The 26483-nt window shown below is 41.0% G+C and carries 1 protein-coding gene; it reads right to left on the minus strand.

The features are described from left to right. Nucleotides 1–27: 27 nt before the first annotated feature. Nucleotides 28–26052: a Calx-beta domain-containing protein gene (locus tag SJY37_RS03695; RefSeq protein ID WP_379952825.1), complete on the minus strand. Its 26025-nt coding sequence runs from the start codon at nucleotides 26050–26052 to the stop codon at nucleotides 28–30. Nucleotides 26053–26483: the final 431 nt, after the last annotated feature.

Consider the following 26483-nt stretch of genomic DNA (forward strand, 5'->3'; position numbering starts at 1 on the left):
ATAATGCACTCAACGATTTAAAATTATTTATCTAGTTAAATATAGATATCCAGAGTTATTGATAGTCTCTCCTACAGAATTAACATATTCTAGTATCCAGTAATATGTTCCTACAGGTAAGAATTTATCTTGAGATATCGTAGTTCTACCTTCTGATAATCCTATGAAAGTTTTACCATCAGACCCATATCCTTCTGCATTATATACTTCTACACCCCATCTATTAAAGATTCTTAATCTATTTTCTGGGAAGTTCTCTATTCCTTGTATTCTGAATGAATCGTTACGACCATCTCCGTTCATGGAGATACCATTGTTAAAGATAAGTCCTGAACTCTGACTTAATACGGTAACTGTAGGATCATCATCACTAGTGGTATCTGTTACATCATCAGATACGTCTGAGATCTCTAGACCATTATTAGTCAATCCAATCGCTAGTGCAGTATTTACAACCTCACCATTATTAACATCCTGTTGAGTAATAATATATACCGCTGTAAATGTAACTGATTCACCTGGAAGTAAACTTACTGCATCACCTATCACTTCTACCATCTCATCGGTTACTATAACATCATTTAATATCACGTTACCCGTATTAATAACATCAAAGGTATAAATAATCTGATCACCTGCATTTGCAAACCCATCTTGATTAAAATCTTGGAATACTCCATTCTTAGTAATCATGATATCCGGAGACTGATCTAAGATAGTCACTGTAGGATCTTCAAAATCTCCATCACCATCAACATCTACGTTTGTTGTATCGGTTGGATCATCAGATTGATCTGTAATTGTATTACCCGCCTGATCAGTTCCTTCTGCAGTTGCAACGTTTACAACTCCTCCAGCTTCAATATCATCTTGAGTGATTGTATATGTCCCAGTAAATGAAGCACTCTCACTTATTGCTAATACCGCAACTGGACCTTCATTGATAATGATTAATGGATCCACAACGAGAACATTAGTAAGGTCTTCGTTTCCATTATTTGTAACTGTTAAAGAGTAAGTGATAGTATCACCAGCATCAACTACATTATTACCATTTAAATCATTTAAAACGCCCACTTTAACAAGATCTAAATTAGGTGTTGTAACCGGAGCATCATTATCTGTAATAGTTACTGTTCCGCTTGGATCTGTATTGGCAGTGTTGCCACTTGTTACTGTTCCATCTACTGTGAAAATCTCATCTTCCTCATCTAATGTATCATCAGTAATTGGAATTACAACTTCACCAGCAGTCTCTCCAGCAGGAATCGTTACTGTAACAATAGTTTCTGTGTAATCATCCTCACCAGCAGTACCAGTCGTCGTTACAATCTCGATAACAGTATCCTGATCACTTGGGTTACTTAAGGTTACAGGAATTGTTACCGTACCAGCTCCTTCATCTACTACTACATCTTCGATAGTCACCGTTGGTGCACCATCATTATCTGTAATAGTTACTGTTCCACTTGGATCAGTATTATCAGTGTTGCCACTTGTTACTGTTCCATCTACTGTGAATGTCTCATCTTCCTCATCAAGCATATCATCCGTAATAGGAATCACAACTTCACCAGTAGTCTCTCCTGCAGGAATCGTTACCGTTACAATAGTCTCTGTGTAATCATCCTCACCAGCAGTACCAGTCGTAGTTACTATCTCGATAACAGTATCCTCATCACTTGGGTTACTTAAGCTTACAGGAATTGTTACAGTTCCAGCTCCTTCATCTACAATCACATCTTCGATAGTCACCGTTGGTGCACCATCGTTATCTGTAAGCGTTACTGTTCCACTTGGATCAGTATTGTCAGTGTTACCACTTGTTACTGTTCCATCTACTGTGAAAATCTCATCTTCCTCATCTAATGTATCATCAGTGATTGGAATTACAACTTCACCAGCAGTCTCTCCAGCAGGAATCGTTACCGTTACAATAGTTTCTGTGTAATCATCCTCACCAGCAGTACCAGTCGTCGTTACAATATCGATAACAGTATCCTCATCACTTGGGTTACTTAAGGTTACAGGAATTGTTACAGTTCCAGCTCCTTCATCTACTACTACATCTTCGATAGTCACTGTTGGTGCACCATCATTATCTGTAATAGTTACTGTTCCGCTTGGATCTGTATTATCAGTGTTGCCACTTGTTACTGTTCCATCTACTGTGAATGTCTCATCGTCTTCATCTGTAGTATCCTCTGTAATTGGAACAATTACTTCTCCTTCTGTTTCACCAGCAGGTATTGTTACCGTTACAATAGTCTCTTCAAAATCATCCGCTCCAGCAGTACCAGTCGTCGTCACAATCTCGATAACAGTATCCTCATCACTTGGGTTACTTAATGTTACAGGAACTGTTACTGTTCCAGCATCTTCATTTACTACTACATCTTCGATAGTTACCGTTGGTACACCATCGTTATCTGTAATAGTTACCGTTCCACTTGGATCTGTATTATCAGTGTTGCCACTTGTTACTGTTCCATCTACTGTGAAGATCTCATCTTCTTCATCTGTCGTGTCTTCTGTAATTGGAACAACTACTTCTCCTTCTGTTTCACCAGCAGGTATTGTTACCGTTACTATAGTCTCTTCAAAATCATCCGCTCCAGCAGTACCAGTCGTAGTTACAATCTCAATAACAGTATCCTCATCACTTGGGTTACTTAATGTTACAGGAACTGTTACTGTTCCAGCATCTTCATTTACTACTACATCTTCGATAGTTACCGTTGGTACACCATCGTTATCTGTAATAGTTACCGTTCCACTTGGATCTGTATTATCAGTGTTGCCACTTGTTACTGTTCCATCTACTGTGAAGATCTCATCTTCTTCATCTGTCGTGTCTTCTGTAATTGGAACAACTACTTCTCCTTCTGTTTCACCAGCAGGTATTGTTACCGTTACTATAGTCTCTTCAAAATCATCCGCTCCAGCAGTACCAGTCGTAGTTACAATCTCAATAACAGTATCCTCATCACTTGGGTTACTTAATGTTACAGGAACTGTTACTGTTCCAGCATCTTCATTTACTACTACATCTTCGATAGTTACCGTTGGTACACCATCGTTATCTGTAATAGTTACCGTTCCACTTGGATCTGTATTATCAGTGTTGCCACTTGTTACTGTTCCATCTACTGTGAAGATCTCATCTTCTTCATCTGTCGTGTCTTCTGTAATTGGAACAACTACTTCTCCTTCTGTTTCACCAGCAGGTATTGTTACCGTTACTATAGTCTCTTCAAAATCATCCGCTCCAGCAGTACCAGTCGTAGTTACAATCTCAATAACAGTATCCTCATCACTTGGGTTACTTAATGTTACAGGAACTGTTACTGTTCCAGCATCTTCATCTACAATCACATCTTCGATAGTCACTGTTGGTGCTCCATCGTTATCTGTAACCGTTACTGTTCCGCTTGGATCTGTATTATCAGTGTTGCCACTTGTTACTGTTCCATCTACTGTGAATGTCTCATCTTCTTCATCTGTAGTATCCTCTGTAATTGGAACAATTACTTCTCCTTCTGTTTCACCAGCAGGTATTGTTACCGTTACTATAGTTTCTTCAAAATCATCCGCTCCAGCAGTACCAGTCGTCGTCACAATCTCGATAACAGTATCCTCATCACTTGGGTTACTTAATGTTACAGGAACTGTTACTGTTCCAGCATCTTCATTTACTACTACATCTTCGATAGTTACCGTTGGTACACCATCGTTATCTGTAATAGTTACCGTTCCGCTTGGATCAGTATTATCAGTGTTGCCACTTGTTACTGTTCCATCTACTGTGAAGATCTCATCGTCTTCATCTGTAGTATCCTCTGTAATTGGAACAATTACTTCTCCTTCTGTTTCACCAGCAGGTATTGTTACCGTTACTATAGTTTCTTCAAAATCATCCGCTCCAGCAGTACCAGTCGTCGTCACAATCTCGATAACAGTATCCTCATCACTTGGGTTACTTAATGTTACAGGAACTGTTACTGTTCCAGCATCTTCATTTACTACTACATCTTCGATAGTTACCGTTGGTACACCATCGTTATCTGTAATAGTTACCGTTCCACTTGGATCTGTATTATCAGTGTTGCCACTTGTTACTGTTCCATCTACTGTGAAGATCTCATCTTCCTCATCTGTCGTGTCTTCTGTAATTGGAACAACTACTTCTCCTTCTGTTTCACCAGCAGGTATTGTTACCGTTACAATAGTCTCTTCAAAATCATCCGCTCCAGCAGTACCAGTCGTAGTTACAATCTCAATAACAGTATCCTCATCACTTGGGTTACTTAATGTTACAGGAACTGTTACTGTTCCAGCATCTTCATCTACAATCACATCTTCGATAGTCACTGTTGGTGCTCCATCGTTATCTGTAACCGTTACTGTTCCGCTTGGATCTGTATTATCAGTGTTGCCACTTGTTACTGTTCCATTTACTGTGAATGTCTCATCTTCTTCATCTGTAGTATCCTCTGTAATTGGAACAATTACTTCTCCTTCTGTTTCACCAGCAGGTATTGTTACCGTTACTATAGTTTCTTCAAAATCATCCGCTCCAGCAGTACCAGTCGTCGTCACAATCTCGATAACAGTATCCTCATCACTTGGGTTACTTAATGTTACAGGAACTGTTACTGTTCCAGCATCTTCATTTACTACTACATCTTCGATAGTTACCGTTGGTACACCATCGTTATCTGTAATAGTTACCGTTCCACTTGGATCTGTATTATCAGTGTTGCCACTTGTTACTGTTCCATCTACTGTGAAGATCTCATCTTCTTCATCTGTCGTGTCTTCTGTAATTGGAACAACTACTTCTCCTTCTGTTTCACCAGCAGGTATTGTTACCGTTACAATAGTCTCTTCAAAATCATCCGCTCCAGCAGTACCAGTCGTAGTTACAATCTCAATAACAGTATCCTCATCACTTGGGTTACTTAAGGTTACAGGAACTGTTACTGTTCCAGCATCTTCATTTACTACTACATCTTCGATAGTTACCGTTGGTACACCATCGTTATCTGTAATAGTTACCGTTCCACTTGGATCTGTATTATCAGTGTTGCCACTTGTTACTGTTCCATCTACTGTGAAGATCTCATCGTCTTCATCTGTAGTATCCTCTGTAATTGGAACAATTACTTCTCCTTCTGTTTCACCAGCAGGTATTGTTACCGTTACAATAGTCTCTTCAAAATCATCCGCTCCAGCAGTACCAGTCGTCGTCACAATCTCGATAACAGTATCCTCATCACTTGGGTTACTTAATGTTACAGGAACTGTTACTGTTCCAGCATCTTCATTTACTACTACATCTTCGATAGTTACCGTTGGTACACCATCGTTATCTGTAATAGTTACCGTTCCACTTGGATCTGTATTATCAGTGTTGCCACTTGTTACTGTTCCATCTACTGTGAAGATCTCATCTTCTTCATCTGTCGTGTCTTCTGTAATTGGAACAACTACTTCTCCTTCTGTTTCACCAGCAGGTATTGTTACCGTTACTATAGTCTCTTCAAAATCATCCGCTCCAGCAGTACCAGTCGTAGTTACAATCTCAATAACAGTATCCTCATCACTTGGGTTACTTAATGTTACAGGAACTGTTACTGTTCCAGCATCTTCATCTACAATCACATCTTCGATAGTCACTGTTGGTGCTCCATCGTTATCTGTAACCGTTACTGTTCCGCTTGGATCTGTATTATCAGTGTTGCCACTTGTTACTGTTCCATCTACTGTGAATGTCTCATCTTCTTCATCTGTAGTATCCTCTGTAATTGGAACAATTACTTCTCCTTCTGTTTCACCAGCAGGTATTGTTACCGTTACTATAGTTTCTTCAAAATCATCCGCTCCAGCAGTACCAGTCGTCGTCACAATCTCGATAACAGTATCCTCATCACTTGGGTTACTTAATGTTACAGGAACTGTTACTGTTCCAGCATCTTCATTTACTACTACATCTTCGATAGTTACCGTTGTTGAATCATCATTCGTGATCGTTCCTGTCGCTGTGGTTGCTAAAGGATCAATCGTTCCATTGGTAGTATTTGTAATTGTTACCTTAAAGTCTTCATCTGACTCTACAACATCATCTCCATTTACTGTCACCGGGAATACCGCAGTAGTCTCTCCAGCAGGGATTGTTACTGTAAGTTCTGTTGGTGCTACATAATCTGCATCACCTATCGTTCCTGTTCCATCTGCAACTGTAAAGGTTACTACTGTATCTGTATCAGCTGCTGCACTTAATGTTACAGGGAATTCAGCGACAACCGTAGTTCCATCTGCTCCTTCTGTTACTGTTACATCGCCAATACTTACTACCGTAGCATCATCATTCGTTATTGTTCCTGTTGCTGTGGTTGCTAAAGGATCAATCGTTCCATTGGTAGTATTTGTGATTGTTACCGCAAAGTCTTCATCTGACTCTACAACATCATCGCCATTTACTGTCACCGGGAATACCGCAGTAGTCTCTCCAGCAGGAATTGTTACTGTAAGTTCTGTTGGTGCTACATAATCTGCATCACCTATCGTTCCTGTTCCATCTGCAACTGTAAAGGTTACTACTGTATCTGTATCAGCTGCTGCACTTAATGTTACAGGGAATTCTGCTACAACCGTAGTTCCATCTGCTCCTTCTGTTACTGTTACATCGCCAATACTTACTACCGTAGCATCATCATTCGTGATCGTTCCTGTCGCTGTAGTTGCTAAAGGATCAATCGTTCCATTGGTAGTATTTGTAATTGTTACCGCAAAGTCTTCATCTGACTCTACAACATCATCGCCATTTACTGTCACTGGGAATACCGCAGTAGTCTCTCCAGCAGGGATTGTTACTGTAAGTTCTGTTGGTGCTACATAATCTGCATCACCTATCGTTCCTGTTCCATCTGCAACTGTAAAAGTTACTACTGTATCTGTATCAGCTGCTGCACTTAATGTTACAGGGAATTCAGCGACAACCGTAGTGCCATCTGCTCCTTCTGTTACTGTTACATCGCCAATACTTACTACCGTAGCATCATCATTCGTTATTGTTCCTGTTGCTGTGGTTGCTAAAGGATCAATCGTTCCATTGGTAGTATTTGTGATTGTTACCGCAAAGTCTTCATCTGATTCTACAACATCATCTCCATTTACTGTCACCGGGAATACCGCAGTAGTCTCTCCAGCAGGGATTGTCACTGTAAGTTCTGTTGGTGCTACATAATCTGCATCACCTATCGTTCCTGTTCCATCTGCAACTGTAAAGGTTACTACTGTATCTGTATCAGCTGCTGCTCTTAATGTTACAGGGAATTCAGCGACAACCGTAGTTCCATCTGCTCCTTCTGTTACCGTTACATCGCCAATACTTACTACCGTAGCATCATCATTCGTTATTGTTCCTGTCGCTGTGGTTGCTAAAGGATCAATCGTTCCATTGGTAGTATTTGTAATTGTTACCGCAAAATCTTCATCTGATTCTACAACATCATCGCCATTTACTGTCACTGGGAATACCGCAGTAGTCTCTCCAGCAGGTATTGTTACTGTAAGTTCTGTTGGTGCTACATAATCTGCATCACCTATCGTTCCTGTTCCATCTGCAACTGTAAAGGTTACTACTGTATCTGTATCAGCTGCTGCACTTAATGTTACAGGGAATTCAGCGACAACCGTAGTGCCATCTGCTCCTTCTGTTACCGTTACATCGCCAATACTTACTACCGTAGCATCATCATTCGTTATTGTTCCTGTTGCTGTGGTTGCTAAAGGATCAATCGTTCCATTGGTAGTATTTGTGATTGTTACCGCAAAGTCTTCATCTGACTCTACAACATCATCTCCATTTACTGTCACCGGGAATACCGCAGTAGTCTCTCCAGCAGGAATTGTTACTGTAAGTTCTGTTGGTGCTACATAATCTGCATCACCTATCGTTCCTGTTCCATCTGCAACTGTAAAGGTTACTACTGTATCTGTATCAGCTGCTGCACTTAATGTTACAGGGAATTCTGCTACAACCGTAGTTCCATCTGCTCCTTCTGTTACTGTTACATCGCCAATACTTACTACCGTAGCATCATCATTCGTTATTGTTCCTGTCGCTGTGGTTGCTAAAGGATCAATCGTTCCATTGGTAGTATTTGTGATTGTTACCTTAAAGTCTTCATCTGATTCTACAACATCATCGCCATTTACTGTCACCGGGAATACCGCAGTAGTCTCTCCAGCAGGAATTGTTACTGTAAGTTCTGTTGGTGCTACATAATCTGCATCACCTATCGTTCCTGTTCCATCTGCAACTGTAAAGGTTACTACTGTATCTGTATCAGCTGCTGCACTTAATGTTACAGGGAATTCAGCGACAACCGTAGTTCCATCTGCTCCTTCTGTTACTGTTACATCGCCAATACTTACTACCGTAGCATCATCATTCGTGATCGTTCCTGTCGCTGTAGTTGCTAAAGGATCAATCGTTCCATTGGTAGTATTTGTGATTGTTACCTTAAAGTCTTCATCTGATTCTACAACATCATCGCCATTTACTGTCACCGGGAATACCGCAGTAGTCTCTCCAGCAGGAATTGTTACTGTAAGTTCTGTTGGTGCTACATAATCTGCATTACCTATCGTTCCTGTTCCATCTGCAACTGTAAAGGTTACTACTGTATCTGTATCAGCTGCTGCACTTAATGTTACAGGGAATTCAGCGACAACCGTAGTTCCATCTGCTCCTTCTGTTACTGTTACATCGCCAATACTTACTACCGTAGCATCATCATTCGTGATCGTTCCTGTCGCTGTAGTTGCTAAAGGATCAATCGTTCCATTGGTAGTATTTGTAATTGTTACCGCAAAGTCTTCATCTGACTCTACAACATCATCGCCATTTACTGTCACTGGGAATACCGCAGTAGTCTCTCCAGCAGGGATTGTTACTGTAAGTTCTGTTGGTGCTACATAATCTGCATCACCTATCGTTCCTGTTCCATCTGCAACTGTAAAGGTTACTACTGTATCTGTATCAGCTGCTGCACTTAATGTTACAGGGAATTCAGCGACAACCGTAGTGCCATCTGCTCCTTCTGTTACCGTTACATCGCCAATACTTACTACCGTAGCATCATCATTCGTTATTGTTCCTGTCGCTGTGGTTGCTAAAGGATCAATCGTTCCATTGGTAGTATTTGTAATTGTTACCGCAAAGTCTTCATCTGACTCTACAACATCATCGCCATTTACTGTCACTGGGAATACCGCAGTAGTCTCTCCAGCAGGTATTGTTACTGTAAGTTCTGTTGGTGCTACATAATCTGCATCACCTATCGTTCCTGTTCCATCTGCAACTGTAAAGGTTACTACTGTATCTGTATCAGCTGCTGCACTTAATGTTACAGGGAATTCAGCGACAACCGTAGTGCCATCTGCTCCTTCTGTTACCGTTACATCGCCAATACTTACTACCGTAGCATCATCATTCGTTATTGTTCCTGTTGCTGTGGTTGCTAAAGGATCAATCGTTCCATTGGTAGTATTTGTGATTGTTACCGCAAAGTCTTCATCTGACTCTACAACATCATCTCCATTTACTGTCACCGGGAATACCGCAGTAGTCTCTCCAGCAGGAATTGTTACTGTAAGTTCTGTTGGTGCTACATAATCTGCATCACCTATCGTTCCTGTTCCATCTGCAACTGTAAAGGTTACTACTGTATCTGTATCAGCTGCTGCACTTAATGTTACAGGGAATTCAGCGACAACCGTAGTTCCATCTGCTCCTTCTGTTACCGTTACATCACCAATACTTACTACCGTAGCATCATCATTCGTTATTGTTCCTGTCGCTGTGGTTGCTAAAGGATCAATCGTTCCATTGGTAGTATTTGTGATTGTTACCGCAAAATCTTCATCTGATTCTACAACATCATCGCCATTTACTGTCACCGGGAATACCGCAGTAGTCTCTCCAGCAGGAATTGTTACTGTAAGTTCTGTTGGTGCTACATAATCTGCATCACCTATCGTTCCTGTTCCATCTGCAACTGTAAAGGTTACTACTGTATCTGTATCTGCTGCTGCACTTAATGTTACAGGGAATTCAGCGACAACCGTAGTTCCATCTGCTCCTTCTGTTACCGTTACATCGCCAATACTTACTACCGTAGCATCATCATTCGTTATTGTTCCTGTCGCTGTAGTTGCTAAAGGATCAATCGTTCCATTGGTAGTATTTGTAATTGTTACCGCAAAATCTTCATCTGATTCTACAACATCATCGCCATTTACTGTCACTGGGAATACCGCAGTAGTCTCTCCAGCAGGAATTGTCACTGTAAGTTCTGTTGGTGCTACATAATCTGCATCACCTATCGTTCCTGTTCCATCTGCAACTGTAAAGGTTACTACTGTATCTGTATCAGCTGCTGCACTTAATGTTACAGGGAATTCAGCGACAACCGTAGTGCCATCTGCTCCTTCTGTTACCGTTACATCGCCAATACTTACTACCGTAGCATCATCATTCGTTATTGTTCCTGTCGCTGTGGTTGCTAAAGGATCAATCGTTCCATTGGTAGTATTTGTAATTGTTACCGCAAAGTCTTCATCTGACTCTACAACATCATCGCCATTTACTGTCACTGGGAATACCGCAGTAGTCTCTCCAGCAGGAATTGTTACTGTAAGTTCTGTTGGTGCTACATAATCTGCATCACCTATCGTTCCTGTTCCATCTGCAACTGTAAAAGTTACTACTGTATCTGTATCAGCTGCTGCACTTAATGTTACAGGGAATTCTGCTACAACCGTAGTTCCATCTGCTCCTTCTGTTACTGTTACATCGCCAATACTTACTACCGTAGCATCATCATTCGTTATTGTTCCTGTCGCTGTGGTTGCTAAAGGATCAATCGTTCCATTGGTAGTATTTGTAATTGTTACCGCAAAATCTTCATCTGACTCTACAACATCATCTCCATTTACTGTCACCGGGAATACCGCAGTAGTCTCTCCAGCAGGAATTGTCACTGTAAGTTCTGTTGGTGCTACATAATCTGCATCACCTATCGTTCCTGTTCCATCTGCAACTGTAAAGGTTACTACTGTATCTGTATCTGCTGCTGCACTTAATGTTACAGGGAATTCAGCGACAACCGTAGTTCCATCTGCTCCTTCTGTTACCGTTACATCGCCAATACTTACTACCGTAGCATCATCATTCGTTATTGTTCCTGTCGCTGTGGTTGCTAAAGGATCAATCGTTCCATTGGTAGTATTTGTAATTGTTACCGCAAAGTCTTCATCTGATTCTACAACATCATCTCCATTTACTGTCACCGGGAATACCGCAGTAGTCTCTCCAGCAGGGATTGTTACTGTAAGTTCTGTTGGTGCTACATAATCTGCATCACCTATCGTTCCTGTTCCATCTGCAACTGTAAAGGTTACTACTGTATCTGTATCAGCTGCTGCACTTAATGTTACAGGGAATTCAGCGACAACCGTAGTTCCATCTGCTCCTTCTGTTACTGTTACATCGCCAATACTTACTACCGTAGCATCATCATTCGTTATTGTTCCTGTCGCTGTGGTTGCTAAAGGATCAATCGTTCCATTGGTAGTATTTGTGATTGTTACCTTAAAGTCTTCATCTGATTCTACAACATCATCGCCATTTACTGTCACCGGGAATACCGCAGTAGTCTCTCCAGCAGGAATTGTCACTGTAAGTTCTGTTGGTGCTACATAATCTGCATCACCTATCGTTCCTGTTCCATCTGCAACTGTAAAGGTTACTACTGTATCTGTATCAGCTGCTGCACTTAATGTTACAGGGAATTCAGCGACAACCGTAGTTCCATCTGCTCCTTCTGTTACCGTTACATCGCCAATACTTACTACCGTAGCATCATCATTCGTTATTGTTCCTGTCGCTGTGGTTGCTAAAGGATCAATCGTTCCATTGGTAGTATTTGTAATTGTTACCGCAAAGTCTTCATCTGATTCTACAACATCATCTCCATTTACTGTCACCGGGAATACCGCAGTAGTCTCTCCAGCAGGGATTGTCACTGTAAGTTCTGTTGGTGCTACATAATCTGCATCACCTATCGTTCCTGTTCCATCTGCAACTGTAAAGGTTACTACTGTATCTGTATCAGCTGCTGCACTTAATGTTACAGGGAATTCAGCGACAACCGTAGTTCCATCTGCTCCTTCTGTTACCGTTACATCGCCAATACTTACTACCGTAGCATCATCATTCGTTATTGTTCCTGTCGCTGTGGTTGCTAAAGGATCAATCGTTCCATTGGTAGTATTTGTAATTGTTACCGCAAAATCTTCATCTGATTCTACAACATCATCGCCATTTACTGTCACTGGGAATACCGCAGTAGTCTCTCCAGCAGGTATTGTTACTGTAAGTTCTGTTGGTGCTACATAATCTGCATCACCTATCGTTCCTGTTCCATCTGCAACTGTAAAGGTTACTACTGTATCTGTATCAGCTGCTGCACTTAATGTTACAGGGAATTCAGCGACAACCGTAGTGCCATCTGCTCCTTCTGTTACCGTTACATCGCCAATACTTACTACCGTAGCATCATCATTCGTGATCGTTCCTGTCGCTGTGGTTGCTAAAGGATCAATCGTTCCATTGGTAGTATTTGTAATTGTTACCGCAAAGTCTTCATCTGATTCTACAACATCATCGCCATTTACTGTCACCGGGAATACCGCAGTAGTCTCTCCAGCAGGGATTGTTACTGTAAGTTCTGTTGGTGCTACATAATCTGCATCACCTATCGTTCCTGTTCCATCTGCAACTGTAAAGGTTACTACTGTATCTGTATCAGCTGCTGCACTTAATGTTACAGGGAATTCTGCTACAACCGTAGTTCCATCTGCTCCTTCTGTTACCGTTACATCGCCAATACTTACTACCGTAGCATCATCATTCGTTATTGTTCCTGTTGCTGTGGTTGCTAAAGGATCAATCGTTCCATTGGTAGTATTTGTAATTGTTACCGCAAAGTCTTCATCTGATTCTACAACATCATCGCCATTTACTGTCACCGGGAATACCGCAGTAGTCTCTCCAGCAGGGATTGTTACTGTAAGTTCTGTTGGTGCTACATAATCTGCATCACCTATCGTTCCTGTTCCATCTGCAACTGTAAAGGTTACTACTGTATCTGTATCAGCTGCTGCACTTAATGTTACAGGGAATTCTGCTACAACCGTAGTTCCATCTGCTCCTTCTGTTACCGTTACATCACCAATACTTACTACCGTAGCATCATCATTCGTTATTGTTCCTGTTGCTGTGGTTGCTAAAGGATCAATCGTTCCATTGGTAGTATTTGTAATTGTTACCGCAAAATCTTCATCTGACTCTACAACATCATCTCCATTTACTGTCACCGGGAATACCGCAGTAGTCTCTCCAGCAGGAATTGTCACTGTAAGTTCTGTTGGTGCTACATAATCTGCATCACCTATCGTTCCTGTTCCATCTGCAACTGTAAAGGTTACTACTGTATCTGTATCAGCTGCTGCACTTAATGTTACAGGGAATTCTGCTACAACCGTAGTTCCATCTGCTCCTTCTGTTACTGTTACATCGCCAATACTTACTACCGTAGCATCATCATTCGTTATTGTTCCTGTCGCTGTGGTTGCTAAAGGATCAATCGTTCCATTGGTAGTATTTGTGATTGTTACCTTAAAGTCTTCATCTGATTCTACAACATCATCGCCATTTACTGTCACCGGGAATACCGCAGTAGTCTCTCCAGCAGGAATTGTCACTGTAAGTTCTGTTGGTGCTACATAATCTGCATCACCTATCGTTCCTGTTCCATCTGCAACTGTAAAGGTTACTACTGTATCTGTATCAGCTGCTGCACTTAATGTTACAGGGAATTCAGCGACAACCGTAGTTCCATCTGCTCCTTCTGTTACCGTTACATCGCCAATACTTACTACCGTAGCATCATCATTCGTTATTGTTCCTGTCGCTGTGGTTGCTAAAGGATCAATCGTTCCACTGGTAGTATTTGTAATTGTTACCGCAAAGTCTTCATCTGATTCTACAACATCATCGCCATTTACTGTCACCGGGAATACCGCAGTAGTCTCTCCAGCAGGGATTGTTACTGTAAGTTCTGTTGGTGCTACATAATCTGCATCACCTATCGTTCCTGTTCCATCTGCAACTGTAAAGGTTACTACTGTATCTGTATCAGCTGCTGCACTTAATGTTACAGGGAATTCAGCGACAACCGTAGTTCCATCTGCTCCTTCTGTTACTGTTACATCGCCAATACTTACTACCGTAGCATCATCATTCGTTATTGTTCCTGTCGCTGTGGTTGCTAAAGGATCAATCGTTCCATTGGTAGTATTTGTGATTGTTACCTTAAAGTCTTCATCTGATTCTACAACATCATCGCCATTTACTGTCACCGGGAATACCGCAGTAGTCTCTCCAGCAGGAATTGTCACTGTAAGTTCTGTTGGTGCTACATAATCTGCATCACCTATCGTTCCTGTTCCATCTGCAACTGTAAAGGTTACTACTGTATCTGTATCAGCTGCTGCACTTAATGTTACAGGGAATTCAGCGACAACCGTAGTTCCATCTGCTCCTTCTGTTACCGTTACATCGCCAATACTTACTACCGTAGCATCATCATTCGTTATTGTTCCTGTCGCTGTGGTTGCTAAAGGATCAATCGTTCCATTGGTAGTATTTGTAATTGTTACCGCAAAGTCTTCATCTGATTCTACAACATCATCTCCATTTACTGTCACCGGGAATACCGCAGTAGTCTCTCCAGCAGGGATTGTTACTGTAAGTTCTGTTGGTGCTACATAATCTGCATCACCTATCGTTCCTGTTCCATCTGCAACTGTAAAGGTTACTACTGTATCTGTATCAGCTGCTGCACTTAATGTTACAGGGAATTCTGCTACAACCGTAGTTCCATCTGCTCCTTCTGTTACTGTTACATCGCCAATACTTACTACCGTAGCATCATCATTCGTTATTGTTCCTGTCGCTGTGGTTGCTAAAGGATCAATCGTTCCATTGGTAGTATTTGTGATTGTTACCTTAAAGTCTTCATCTGATTCTACAACATCATCGCCATTTACTGTCACCGGGAATACCGCAGTAGTCTCTCCAGCAGGTATTGTTACTGTAAGTTCTGTTGGTGCTACATAATCTGCATTACCTATCGTTCCTGTTCCATCTGCAACTGTAAAGGTTACTACTGTATCTGTATCAGCTGCTGCACTTAATGTTACAGGGAATTCAGCGACAACCGTAGTTCCATCTGCTCCTTCTGTTACTGTTACATCGCCAATACTTACTACCGTAGCATCATCATTCGTGATCGTTCCTGTCGCTGTAGTTGCTAAAGGATCAATCGTTCCATTGGTAGTATTTGTAATTGTTACCGCAAAGTCTTCATCTGACTCTACAACATCATCGCCATTTACTGTCACTGGGAATACCGCAGTAGTCTCTCCAGCAGGGATTGTTACTGTAAGTTCTGTTGGTGCTACATAATCTGCATCACCTATCGTTCCTGTTCCATCTGCAACTGTAAAAGTTACTACTGTATCTGTATCAGCTGCTGCACTTAATGTTACAGGGAATTCAGCGACAACCGTAGTGCCATCTGCTCCTTCTGTTACCGTTACATCGCCAATACTTACTACCGTAGCATCATCATTCGTTATTGTTCCTGTCGCTGTGGTTGCTAAAGGATCAATCGTTCCATTGGTAGTATTTGTAATTGTTACCGCAAAGTCTTCATCTGACTCTACAACATCATCGCCATTTACTGTCACTGGGAATACCGCAGTAGTCTCTCCAGCAGGAATTGTTACTGTAAGTTCTGTTGGTGCTACATAATCTGCATCACCTATCGTTCCTGTTCCATCTGCAACTGTAAAAGTTACTACTGTATCTGTATCAGCTGCTGCACTTAATGTTACAGGGAATTCTGCTACAACCGTAGTTCCATCTGCTCCTTCTGTTACCGTTACATCGCCAATACTTACTACCGTAGCATCATCATTCGTTATTGTTCCTGTCGCTGTGGTTGCTAAAGGATCAATCGTTCCATTGGTAGTATTTGTAATTGTTACCTTAAAGTCTTCATCTGACTCTACAACATCATCTCCATTTACTGTCACCGGGAATACCGCAGTAGTCTCTCCAGCAGGGATTGTTACTGTAAGTTCTGTTGGTGCTACATAATCTGCATCACCTATCGTTCCTGTTCCATCTGCAACTGTAAAGGTTACTACTGTATCTGTATCAGCTGCTGCACTTAATGTTACAGGGAATTCTGCTACAACCGTAGTTCCATCTGCTCCTTCTGTTACCGTTACATCGCCAATACTTACTACCGTAGCATCATCATTCGTTATTGTTCCTGTTGCTGTGGTTGCTAAAGGATCAATCGTTCCATTGGTAGTATTTGTAATTGTTACCGCAAAGTCTTCATCTGATTCTACAACATCATCGCCATTTACTGTCACCGGGAATACCGCAGTAGTCTCTCCAGCAGGGATTGTTACTGTAAGTTCTGTTGGTGCTACATAATCTGCATCACCTATCGTTCCTGTTCCATCTGCAACTGTAAAGGTTACTACTGTATCTGTATCTGCTGCTGCACTTAATGTTACAGGGAATTCTGCTACAACCGTAGTTCCATCTGCTCCTTCTGTTACTGTTACATCGCCAATACTTACTACCGTAGCATCATCATTCGTTATTGTTCCTGTCGCTGTGGTTGCTAAAGGATCAATCGTTCCATTGGTAGTATTTGTGATTGTTACCTTAAAGTCTTCATCTGATTCTACAACATCATCTCCATTTACTGTCACCGGGAATACCGCAGTAGTCTCTCCAGCAGGAATTGTCACTGTAAGTTCTGTTGGTGCTACATAATCTGCATCACCTATCGTTCCTGTTCCATCTGCAACTGTAAAGGTTACTACTGTATCTGTATCTGCTGCTGCACTTAATGTTACAGGGAATTCAGCGACAACCGTAGTTCCATCTGCTCCTTCTGTTACCGTTACATCGCCAATACTTACTACCGTAGCATCATCATTCGTTATTGTTCCTGTCGCTGTGGTTGCTAAAGGATCAATCGTTCCATTGGTAGTATTTGTAATTGTTACCGCAAAGTCTTCATCTGATTCTACAACATCATCGCCATTTACTGTCACCGGGAATACCGCAGTAGTCTCTCCAGCAGGGATTGTTACTGTAAGTTCTGTTGGTGCTACATAATCTGCATCACCTATCGTTCCTGTTCCATCTGCAACTGTAAAGGTTACTACTGTATCTGTATCAGCTGCTGCACTTAATGTTACAGGGAATTCTGCTACAACCGTAGTTCCATCTGCTCCTTCTGTTACCGTTACATCGCCAATACTTACTACCGTAGCATCATCATTCGTTATTGTTCCTGTTGCTGTGGTTGCTAAAGGATCAATCGTTCCATTGGTAGTATTTGTAATTGTTACCGCAAAGTCTTCATCTGATTCTACAACATCATCGCCATTTACTGTCACCGGGAATACCGCAGTAGTCTCTCCAGCAGGGATTGTTACTGTAAGTTCTGTTGGTGCTACATAATCTGCATCACCTATCGTTCCTGTTCCATCTGCAACTGTAAAGGTTACTACTGTATCTGTATCAGCTGCTGCACTTAATGTTACAGGGAATTCTGCTACAACCGTAGTTCCATCTGCTCCTTCTGTTACCGTTACATCACCAATACTTACTACCGTAGCATCATCATTCGTTATTGTTCCTGTTGCTGTGGTTGCTAAAGGATCAATCGTTCCATTGGTAGTATTTGTAATTGTTACCGCAAAGTCTTCATCTGACTCTACAACATCATCGCCATTTACTGTCACTGGGAATACCGCAGTAGTCTCTCCAGCAGGGATTGTTACTGTAAGTTCTGTTGGTGCTACATAATCTGCATCACCTATCGTTCCTGTTCCATCTGCAACTGTAAAAGTTACTACTGTATCTGTATCAGCTGCTGCACTTAATGTTACAGGGAATTCAGCGACAACCGTAGTGCCATCTGCTCCTTCTGTTACCGTTACATCGCCAATACTTACTACCGTAGCATCATCATTCGTTATTGTTCCTGTCGCTGTGGTTGCTAAAGGATCAATCGTTCCATTGGTAGTATTTGTAATTGTTACCGCAAAGTCTTCATCTGACTCTACAACATCATCGCCATTTACTGTCACTGGGAATACCGCAGTAGTCTCTCCAGCAGGAATTGTTACTGTAAGTTCTGTTGGTGCTACATAATCTGCATCACCTATCGTTCCTGTTCCATCTGCAACTGTAAAAGTTACTACTGTATCTGTATCAGCTGCTGCACTTAATGTTACAGGGAATTCTGCTACAACCGTAGTTCCATCTGCTCCTTCTGTTACCGTTACATCGCCAATACTTACTACCGTAGCATCATCATTCGTTATTGTTCCTGTCGCTGTGGTTGCTAAAGGATCAATCGTTCCATTGGTAGTATTTGTAATTGTTACCTTAAAGTCTTCATCTGACTCTACAACATCATCTCCATTTACTGTCACCGGGAATACCGCAGTAGTCTCTCCAGCAGGGATTGTTACTGTAAGTTCTGTTGGTGCTACATAATCTGCATCACCTATCGTTCCTGTTCCATCTGCAACTGTAAAGGTTACTACTGTATCTGTATCAGCTGCTGCACTTAATGTTACAGGGAATTCTGCTACAACCGTAGTTCCATCTGCTCCTTCTGTTACCGTTACATCGCCAATACTTACTACCGTAGCATCATCATTCGTTATTGTTCCTGTTGCTGTGGTTGCTAAAGGATCAATCGTTCCATTGGTAGTATTTGTAATTGTTACCGCAAAGTCTTCATCTGATTCTACAACATCATCGCCATTTACTGTCACCGGGAATACCGCAGTAGTCTCTCCAGCAGGGATTGTTACTGTAAGTTCTGTTGGTGCTACATAATCTGCATCACCTATCGTTCCTGTTCCATCTGCAACTGTAAAGGTTACTACTGTATCTGTATCTGCTGCTGCACTTAATGTTACAGGGAATTCTGCTACAACCGTAGTTCCATCTGCTCCTTCTGTTACTGTTACATCGCCAATACTTACTACCGTAGCATCATCATTCGTTATTGTTCCTGTCGCTGTGGTTGCTAAAGGATCAATCGTTCCATTGGTAGTATTTGTGATTGTTACCTTAAAGTCTTCATCTGATTCTACAACATCATCTCCATTTACTGTCACCGGGAATACCGCAGTAGTCTCTCCAGCAGGAATTGTCACTGTAAGTTCTGTTGGTGCTACATAATCTGCATCACCTATCGTTCCTGTTCCATCTGCAACTGTAAAGGTTACTACTGTATCTGTATCTGCTGCTGCACTTAATGTTACAGGGAATTCAGCGACAACCGTAGTTCCATCTGCTCCTTCTGTTACCGTTACATCGCCAATACTTACTACCGTAGCATCATCATTCGTTATTGTTCCTGTCGCTGTGGTTGCTAAAGGATCAATCGTTCCATTGGTAGTATTTGTAATTGTTACCGCAAAGTCTTCATCTGATTCTACAACATCATCGCCATTTACTGTCACCGGGAATACCGCAGTAGTCTCTCCAGCAGGGATTGTTACTGTAAGTTCTGTTGGTGCTACATAATCTGCATCACCTATCGTTCCTGTTCCATCTGCAACTGTAAAGGTTACTACTGTATCTGTATCAGCTGCTGCACTTAATGTTACAGGGAATTCAGCGACAACCGTAGTGCCATCTGCTCCTTCTGTTACCGTTACATCGCCAATACTTACTACCGTAGCATCATCATTCGTTATTGTTCCTGTCGCTGTGGTTGCTAAAGAATCAATCGTTCCATTGGTAGTATTTGTAATTGTTACCGCAAAGTCTTCATCTGATTCTACAACATCATCGCCATTTACTGTCACCGGGAATACCGCAGTAGTCTCTCCAGCAGGGATTGTTACTGTAAGTTCTGTTGGTGCTACATAATCTGCATCACCTATCGTTCCTGTTCCATCTGCAACTGTAAAGGTTACTACTGTATCTGTATCAGCTGCTGCACTTAATGTTACAGGGAATTCAGCGACAACCGTAGTTCCATCTGCTCCTTCTGTTACCGTTACATCGCCAATACTTACTACCGTAGCATCATCATTCGTTATTGTTCCTGTCGCTGTGGTTGCTAAAGGATCAATCGTTCCATTGGTAGTATTTGTAATTGTTACCGCAAAGTCTTCATCTGATTCTACAACATCATCTCCATTTACTGTCACCGGGAATACCGCAGTAGTCTCTCCAGCAGGGATTGTCACTGTAAGTTCTGTTGGTGCTACATAATCTGCATCACCTATCGTTCCTGTTCCATCTGCAACTGTAAAGGTTACTACTGTATCTGTATCAGCTGCTGCACTTAATGTTACAGGGAATTCAGCGACAACCGTAGTTCCATCTGCTCCTTCTGTTACCGTTACATCGCCAATACTTACTACCGTAGCATCATCATTCGTTATTGTTCCTGTCGCTGTGGTTGCTAAAGGATCAATCGTTCCATTGGTAGTATTTGTAATTGTTACCGCAAAATCTTCATCTGATTCTACAACATCATCGCCATTTACTGTCACTGGGAATACCGCAGTAGTCTCTCCAGCAGGTATTGTTACTGTAAGTTCTGTTGGTGCTACATAATCTGCATCACCTATCGTTCCTGTTCCATCTGCAACTGTAAAGGTTACTACTGTATCTGTATCAGCTGCTGCACTTAATGTTACAGGGAATTCAGCGACAACCGTAGTGCCATCTGCTCCTTCTGTTACCGTTACATCGCCAATACTTACTACCGTAGCATCATCATTCGTGATCGTTCCTGTCGCTGTGGTTGCTAAAGGATCAATCGTTCCATTGGTAGTATTTGTAATTGTTACCGCAAAGTCTTCATCTGATTCTACAACATCATCGCCATTTACTGTCACCGGGAATACCGCAGTAGTCTCTCCAGCAGGGATTGTTACTGTAAGTTCTGTTGGTGCTACATAATCTGCATCACCTATCGTTCCTGTTCCATCTGCAACTGTAAAGGTTACTACTGTATCTGTATCAGCTGCTGCACTTAATGTTACAGGGAATTCTGCTACAACCGTAGTTCCATCTGCTCCTTCTGTTACCGTTACATCGCCAATACTTACTACCGTAGCATCATCATTCGTTATTGTTCCTGTTCCTATATTTTCACCAACCGTAGTTGTGATTGTTCCATTATCTGTAGCCGTTAAGGTTACTAAGAAATCCTCATCTAATTCAACAGTCTCATCACCATTTACAACAACCGTTACAGTTCCTTCTGTCTCACCAGCAGGTATGGTTACTGTTAATGTAGTAGGTACTTCATAATCATTACCCCCTTCAACACTGTTACCAGCATTCTCAGCACTATCATCTGTTACCGTGAAAGTTACGGTAGTTGCTGTATCAGTTGGATTTGTTAAAGACACTGTAAACTCTGCGTTCACAGTTCCGGCATCACCCTCAGTTACTGTTACATCATTAATACTTACAACTGTATCATCATCGTTAGTAATCGTTCCTGTTCCTACATTATCTACACCATCTGTATCGTCAGTGTCTAACATTCCATTTGAAGTGCTCTCAAGAGTCACTGTAAATGTCTCATCCCCTTCTACAGTTGTGTCTCCCACTACAGGAATACTAATCGTTCCTGTTAATGTATTTGCAGGAATTGTGATAGATAATGTAGTAGGTGCTGTAAAGTCATTATCGGCAGCAGTTGCCGTATCATCCTGAATAGAGTAAGTAATTACTGTTGGCGTAGATGAAGGTTCTGTAAGTGTTACTACAAAATCTGCAGTTACTGTTCCAGTATTTCCTTCTATGATAGTAACATCTCCAATACTAACTAATGAACAAGCACTACTTTCTGTATCATCAAGGAAATCATAAACTCCATCACCATTAGTATCTTTTGGCTCTGTGTATCCCTCTCCATTTTCACCAGAAGTTACAAGTCCATTTACATCTACCGTTGCTGGTGATGTATTACCTAACTCTCCATCTTCGTTCGCTTTCGCGAAAGCGTCAGTAAAACCAGCCTCGATAGTATCATTACAACCATCATTATCTGAATCAATATCTAAATAATCTGGAAGTGCATCTCCATCTGTATTTTGTGCATTTATAAATACATGACTTGGATCATTATATAAGTTAATTCTACACTCGTCAAATTGAATAGAATAATAACGATCTACTTGAGCATTGGTTCTTTTATTTGCTCCAATTGTAAAGTTGAATGTATTAGTTTCTGTTTTTTGGAAAAATACTCTCCAAGGATTACCTGTATCAATAGGCTCGATTGGAGCACTACCGCTTCCATCTGCAATAAATTGAACTACACCACCATCTAATTGCTGAGCAATAACACGAGTAGGATTTCCAATAGAATATCCCGAAATATTTTGAACTCTATAAAATTCACGAATTGCACTAGTTTCTGGACCACCGTTAGACCCACTGTCAATATCTTGAATAAATCCGCCGATTCTATCTACGGTCGCATCAGTATTTGTATTATCCTGAACAAGTCTGAAATTAAATACTGCACTTCTATCTCCAGTGGTATTGGTACTATATCTAATGATAGGTTGAAAAGCAACTGTTCCTCCAGTAGTTTGATCTATATTTATAACTCTAGCTCCAGAGCTTATAGCTGTTAAAGTAACAAGTGCATCAATAGTATTTCCATCTGTATCAACTCCTACATCCTCAAAACGCCAAACAGAATTTACAAGACCAGCTCCGCCAGTTCCAGTTCCAGTCTGATATGTACCTCCATTGAAATCATAGTTTACACCAGTACATCCCGTACCTGCTGCCCCTACTCCTTCATAAAATCCGTACCCTTCAGTAACATCTGTGATACCATCATTATCATCATCACGATCTTCATTATTATTTACTCCGTCACCGTCAGAATCTTCATTGCTCGTGCGATCTCTAAAATCTACATTTCCTCCATCGTTAAGATCTCCTTGAGCCACTCCACCTACAATAGGTCCATCTGTATCTGGAAGACTTGACGTATTATTAATTGTTCCGTTAGGATCATTATAATTAGGAATTCCTCCAGCTAGTGGAGTATCTGTTTCATCTACAGCATTATCTAAACCGTCACCGTCTGTATCATTTCCTGATAACGTGATTCCTGCCTCTGCCGTATCATTTCCACCTTGATTATCTGAATCTAAATCTAAATAATCTGGGTTATCAACGGTATCTGTATTAACCGGGAAAAGACCAAGCTCTTCACCAGAATCGTTTACATAAACAGTAGGAAGTCCTGAAGCTGTAACATCTGTCACACCGCCAGTGGTTGTCACTGGGGTATAACCTAAAGTAGATTGCGCCTCATTATTATCTGGAATACCATCTCCATCTGCATCTAGATCTAAATGGTTAGGTACACCATCACCATCTGGATCAAGATTTGCACAAACACCATTTGCAAGCGTACAAAAATCTGCGTCTTGGTAATTTGGAATACCATCGCCGTCTGCATCTGCAGAAGGGTCGATACCACCAGACTCCACGGTATCAAGGATACCATCATTGTCATCATCGATATCTAATGTATTTATTACACCATCTCCATCAGTATCAGAACCATCAAAAAAATCATTTTCTTGTGATGACTCAAACCTAGTAATCACAACAGTTATTATATTGTCGTTAGCACCGTCAGCATCACTTAATGAAACAGTACTTGCAGGATCACTTTCCGTAATAGTGTAACTCCCATTGCCAGGCACTGTAAAACTATATTGTCCATTTGCATCTGTAGTCACAGTTTGTGTCGAATCTCCCGAAACATTTACAATGACCCCTTCTGCTGGAGCACCATCTACAAATACCTGTCCACAAATTATAGGGTTTGTAATAACATTTACTTCTTCAGTAGGGTACGCAATATCTTCAAACAATAAAGAGAACTGTCTATCTTCAAATCCTGGTGTTGCATTATAACCATCCTTACTAATGGTATATTGTATAGAGGTAAATGAGTTATAATAAGCCGTAAATGCATAATTAGGATCTGTATTAATCCCACCTACAATCCCAGCATCTGTAGACATTCCAATTAATTGAGAAGGGCTTGAATCGACTACAAGTGTTGAATTTGCTCCATTTGTATAATAAACATCTGGCGTCTCAAATTTTACGCGCTCAACATCAGTAAGTGTATTACTATCAAGGTCTAAGGCTGTAAAATATACTGATACTGCTTGAGGAATTGTCGTATCTGCTTGCACGTAAGATATCGTAAAGACCACTTCTTGACCATTTACTCCTGGCGTACCATCCATTTGAGGCTGGAAGGCTCTTGAAAAACCACCAAAACCAGGGATATTTTCCTCTTCACCATCAAGTACTAAAATTCCTGCTCCATTAACAAATGCGTCAATTGAAACTAAACAATCAAGACCCGCCGTTACATCTGAAAATCTAAACACATCTCCCACATCAAAAGCACCTGGAGCACCTCCTTCTGTCTCTACAACTACCGTATTTGCATCAAAGTTTGCAGAAGTAATAAATACTGGGTCATCATCACAAGATCTTGGAGATGGTGGTCCTGGATCTGGTGCAAAACCAAAATTACTAGTAAACGTATTTTGACCCGCGACTGTAGTATATGTTCTACCGTCATTACCAAAACCTTCTATTAAGACAGATCCACTTGGGATATCTGAATCATTTTCATCAACATTAATTACTGTATTCCCGCCAGCTACAAACGCAGAAAAATCGCCATTAGCCTCTGTGGTTACAACTTGAACTACATTTAAAGCATCAGTAATAGTAATTGTAACATTAGGAAGATTTGGCTCACTCGCATCTTGAAAGCCATTTGCATTTAAATCATTATATACATGACCACTTACGGTAGCTTGTGAGGTAACAATTGCCCCAAGACCACCATGTATGTCTGCTCCACCTCCATTTGCATTAGGAAAATCATTAGGATCTGTTACATCTAATAGATCTGCATTAAATGGTACATTATTATCAAAGAAAGAAATACCATAAACAGTATCTCCCACACTGTAACCTAAATCTGCAAGGGTAATTAAAGATATACCCACAACTTCAGTAATACCACCTACTCTATAAGGATTTCCAGTCGCTGTTGGACTATTTACTAAGAAACTCCACTCTAACGGAGCAGTTACAGCTCCAAAATCATTAGTGCCATCTACAGCATTTGCACCTCCTATTTCAATTATAGGACCAAATGAGGTAGGCTCACCAGTTACTGCATCTACAGAAAGAATAGGCGCTGCTCTATAACTACTATTACCATTTTTTTCAGGAGCAATAAAACCTACTTGAGTTAAACTAGCTGCCGAAGGAACATCAAAGGCTTGATAAAGAACATCTATTCTCTCAATATTTTGCGCTGTAATCGTAGCATTCTTAAAGACATCATTTGCACCCCTCGTTACAATTGGGTCTCTGAGAACTTCCTGCATTGAGCAGTCTCCTAAAGTTCCTGGAAAACTTGATTGATAATTAAAATCATTACCTCCGTTCTCAAAAACAAAGAAGCCACAACGATCTCCAGTAACCCCACCATTCCCGTCTACACGAACAATGTTATAACTAATTTGCGTAAAGTTATTATCTAAAAAATAGTTTTGTCCACCTAAGGTCACTGTAGACATCCTAAAGTCAGAACCTTGACCCCATGAATACGTGCTATTTACAGCAGTATTAGGATTTGTCTCTGAATACACCAAAGGAGTTGCTCCAGTCGTAACAAAAGTAGCTCCTGTCACAGGACTTTGAGCTAATAGGGTAAAACAAGAAGTAAAAAAGAAAAGCGTGTATAAAAGCGTTCTTTTCAAAGGAGTAAATTTTATCATATACTATAGGTAGCTGAAAGCATAAGCTTTCTGTTTTAGTCGCAATTAATGGGGGTAACTATAAAAACCATTACAAAAATACAATGGACTTAAAAAACGGATTTCAGAACTACGCATCTTCACTAAAAATTCGATTAAAGAGGCAAATAATTCGACGTTATACACATGTTATAAACAATTAAAATTCTAAACAACACATTTCCCCCTATGTACGCAATAAATAGCGTTAAGGTTTTAAAAAAAATAAAATTTGTTGATTCGCCTAACTCACTGAACATCAGAACAGATAAGGGATAAGCGGCTTCACACTCGAAAAATCTACCCCAAAACAGGATACAAATGATCTCTTAAAATATGTTAATATTCTAGCAGTCAACGAAGTAAAGAGTGTAAATTTTGATAATAATTAACAG

The sequence above is a fragment of the Dokdonia sp. R78006 genome, assembly GCF_042466145.1.
In the GTDB taxonomy this organism is placed as follows: domain Bacteria; phylum Bacteroidota; class Bacteroidia; order Flavobacteriales; family Flavobacteriaceae; genus Dokdonia.